Annotated in this window: 5 protein-coding genes; all 5 read left to right on the forward strand. The window is 68.5% G+C overall.

Features of this window, described 5'->3' with window-relative positions; genetic code table 11:
- Nucleotides 1-1,063 (forward strand): S1 RNA-binding domain-containing protein (locus VGL30_RS11005; RefSeq protein WP_331539847.1); only part of this gene is annotated, 1,063 nt, incomplete at its 5' end.
- Between the two features lie 160 nt (nucleotides 1,064-1,223).
- Nucleotides 1,224-1,508 (forward strand): integration host factor subunit beta, encoded by a 285-nt coding sequence (locus tag VGL30_RS11010; RefSeq protein ID WP_331539849.1) that lies wholly within the window; start codon nucleotides 1,224-1,226, stop codon nucleotides 1,506-1,508.
- A gap of 26 nt (nucleotides 1,509-1,534) precedes the next feature.
- On the forward strand, nucleotides 1,535-1,954 hold the full coding sequence (gene mscL, locus VGL30_RS11015; protein ID WP_331539851.1) for a large-conductance mechanosensitive channel protein MscL: 420 nt from the start codon (nucleotides 1,535-1,537) through the stop codon (nucleotides 1,952-1,954).
- Between the two features lie 122 nt (nucleotides 1,955-2,076).
- Complete coding sequence (locus tag VGL30_RS11020; RefSeq protein WP_331539853.1) at nucleotides 2,077-2,721, forward strand: phosphoribosylanthranilate isomerase; 645 nt, start codon at nucleotides 2,077-2,079, stop codon at nucleotides 2,719-2,721.
- Nucleotides 2,722-2,740: 19 nt separating this feature from the next.
- On the forward strand, nucleotides 2,741-3,454 hold a 714-nt coding region (locus VGL30_RS11025), incomplete at its 3' end, for a pyridoxal-phosphate dependent enzyme (RefSeq protein WP_331539855.1).

Consider the following 3,454-nt stretch of genomic DNA (forward strand, 5'->3'; position numbering starts at 1 on the left):
CGCGTTCGTGGACCTGGGCGGCATCGACGGCCTGCTGCACGTCACCGACATGAGCTGGAAGCGCGTCAACCACCCGAGCCAGGTGCTGGCGGTGGGCGACACGGTCAAGGTGCAGATCGTCAAGATCAACCCCGACACCCAACGCATCTCGCTGGGCATGAAGCAGCTGCAGTCCGACCCGTGGGACGGCGTGGAGGCCAAGTACCCGGTGGGCGCCAAGTTCACCGGCCGCATCACCAACATCACCGACTACGGCGCCTTCGTGGAGCTGGAGGCCGGCGTGGAAGGCCTGGTGCACGTCTCGGAAATGTCCTGGACCAAGAAGAACGTCCACCCCGGCAAGATCGTCTCGACGTCGCAAGAGGTCGAAGTGGTGGTGCTGGACGTCGATCCGTCCAAGCGCCGCGTGTCGCTGGGCCTCAAGCAGGCGATGGCCAATCCGTGGGACGCCTTCCTGGCGGCCCACCCGGTGGGCTCCACCGTGGAAGGCGAGGTCAAGAACGCCACCGAGTTCGGCCTGTTCATCGGCCTCGACAACGAGATCGACGGCATGGTGCACCTGTCCGACCTGGACTGGAGCGTCCCCGGCGAGGAGGCGATCGCCCGCTACAACAAGGGCGACGTGGTCAAGGTCCGCGTGCTCGACGTCGACGTGGAGAAGGAGCGCATCAGCCTGGGCGTGAAGCAGCTGGCCGGCGACCCGATGGCCGAGGACACCTGGCGCAAGGGCCAGACCGTCACCGTGACGATCACCGAGGTCACCACCGGCGGCATCGAGGTGAAGTTCGGCGAGGACTCGGCCCCGATGGGCGCCTTCATCCGCAAGGCCGACCTGTCGCGCGACCGGGCCGACCAGCGGTCCGAGCGGTTCGCGGTCGGCGACCGCGTCGACGCCCAGATCACCAACATCGACAAGGCCGCCCGCCGCGTCTCGCTGTCGATCAAGGCGCTCGAGATGGGCGAGGAGAAGAAGGCCATCGAGCAGTTCGGCTCTTCCGACTCCGGCGCCTCGCTGGGCGATATCCTGGGCGCGGCCCTCCGCGAGAAGGCCTCGAAGGAATAGGACGGATTTCATTGCTGGAATCCAGAGGCCCCGTCCGGTTCGCCGGGCGGGGCCTTTCCTTTATGCGACATGGAAAGACCGCAGGCGCGGGGCCGGATTGCGCCTTGAACTGGTGGCGCTGTTCGACCATGGTCGCGCCGCTCAGCACGCGAAGGCCCGTATGATCAAATCGGAACTGATCGCCCGTCTCGCCGAGGAAAACCCGCATCTTACCCAGCGCGACATCGAGCGCGTGGTGGGGGTGATCCTCGAGCGCATGATCCAGTCGCTGGAAGGCGGGGGCAGGGTGGAGCTGCGCGGCTTCGGCGCGCTGTCCGTCCGCTCGCGCGACGCCCGGGCGGGGCGCAACCCGCGCACCGGCGCCCCCGTCGAGGTGCGCGCCAAGCACGTGCCTTTCTTCAAGAGCGGCAAGGAGCTGCGCGAGAGGCTCAACGCCGACGAGTGACGACCTGAGAGCGTCAGGAGGTTTTCATGAGCATGGGTTCCGAGTTCCGCGAGTTCATCGCCCGCGGCAACGTCATCGACCTGGCGGTCGGCGTGATCATCGGCGCGGCCTTCACCGGCATCACCACCAGCCTGGTGGACCAGGTGATCATGCCGCCGATCGGCCTGCTGCTGTCGGGCATCGACTTTTCGCACCTGGAGATCGTGCTGAAGCCGGACAACCCGGCCACCAAGGCCGACGAGCTGGTGGCCATCAAGTACGGCATTTTCATCAACGCGGTGATCAAGTTCATCATCGTCGCCTGGGTGGTGTTCCTGCTGGTCAAGCTGGTGAACGTCATCCGCCGGGCCGACGCCAGGAAGGTCGAGCAGGCGCCGCCCGCGCCCACGCCCACCGAGGCGCTGCTGACGGAGATCCGCGACACGCTGAAGACCCAGCGGCCCTAGATCCTCCCCGGAAAGCTGCAGGATTCGCACATTTCTGGACACGAGGGCGGAAATGGGCGCGGCGGGCGCCGTTTCGAAACCGTCCCTTGCGATTTGCAGGCTGATCCCCCTAATCCCCGGCCATGAGCGACGTCCTCGTCAAGATCTGCGGCCTTTCCACGCCCGAGGCGGTGCAGGCCGCGCTGGCCGGGCGGGCGGCCTACCTGGGGTTCGTGTTCTTTCCGCAGAGCCCGCGCGTGGTGACCGCCGAGGCGGCGGCGCGGCTGGCGGCGCCGGTGCGGGGCGCGGCGAAGCTGGTGGCGGTGACGGTGGAACCCTCCGACGCCCTGGTGGACGAGATCGCCCGGGTGCTGAAGCCGGACTTCATCCAGCTGCACGGCCGCGAGACGCCGTCGCGGGCGCATGCGGTGGCGGCCCGGTCGGGCGCGGGCGTCATCAAGGCCCTGCCGGTGGGCGAAGCCTCCGACCTGGCCGCCGCCCGCCAGTTCGACGGGGCGGCCGAGCACCTGATGTTCGACGCCAGGCCGCCGAAGGACGCCGTGCTGCCGGGCGGCACGGGCTCGCGCTTCGACTGGACGCTGCTGGCGGGCCAGCGGTTCTCCAGGCCCTGGTTCCTGGCCGGCGGGCTCGATCCGTGGAACGTGGACGAGGCGGTGCGGCTCTCCGGCGCCAGGGCCGTGGACGTTTCTTCTGGCGTGGAGCGGGGTCCGGGACTAAAGGACCCGGCCTTGATCACGGCGTTCCTGGACGCCGTCCGCCGCGCCTGAGCCGACGCCGAAAGCCCACGTGACCGCAGCTCCTTCGAACAGCCGGGCCAAGCCCAACGACTACGCGGCCTATCCGACGCCGGAGGGGCGCTTCGGCGATTTCGGCGGCCGCTACGTGCCCGAAACCCTGATGCCGCTGGTGCTGCAGCTGGACGCCGCCTACGCCGCGGCCAAGGCCGACCCCAGCTTCCAGGCCGAACTGGACGGCTACCTGACCCACTACGTCGGCCGCCCCTCGCCGCTCTATTTCGCCGAACGGCTCACCGCCCACTACGGCGGGGCGAGGATCTACCTGAAGCGCGAGGAGCTGAACCACACCGGCTCGCACAAGATCAACAACTGCATGGGCCAGATCCTGCTGGCCATGCGGATGGGCAAGACCCGGATCATCGCCGAGACCGGCGCCGGCCAGCACGGGGTGGCCACCGCCACGGTCTGCGCCCGCTTCGGCCTGCCCTGCGTGGTCTATATGGGCGCGGTCGACGTCGAGCGGCAGAAGCCCAATGTGTTCCGCATGAACCTGCTGGGCGCCCAGGTGGTCCCGGTGACCTCGGGCTCGGCGACGCTGAAGGACGCCATGAACGAGGCGCTGCGCGACTGGGTCACCAACGTGCACGACACCTACTACCTGATCGGCACCGCGGCCGGCATGCACCCCTATCCGATGATGGTGCGTGACCTGCAGGCGGTGATCGGCCACGAGGTGCGCGAGCAGATCCTGGCGGCCGAAGGC

It is taken from the genome of Phenylobacterium sp. (assembly GCF_036502675.1).
Taxonomy (GTDB): Bacteria; Pseudomonadota; Alphaproteobacteria; order Caulobacterales; family Caulobacteraceae; genus Phenylobacterium.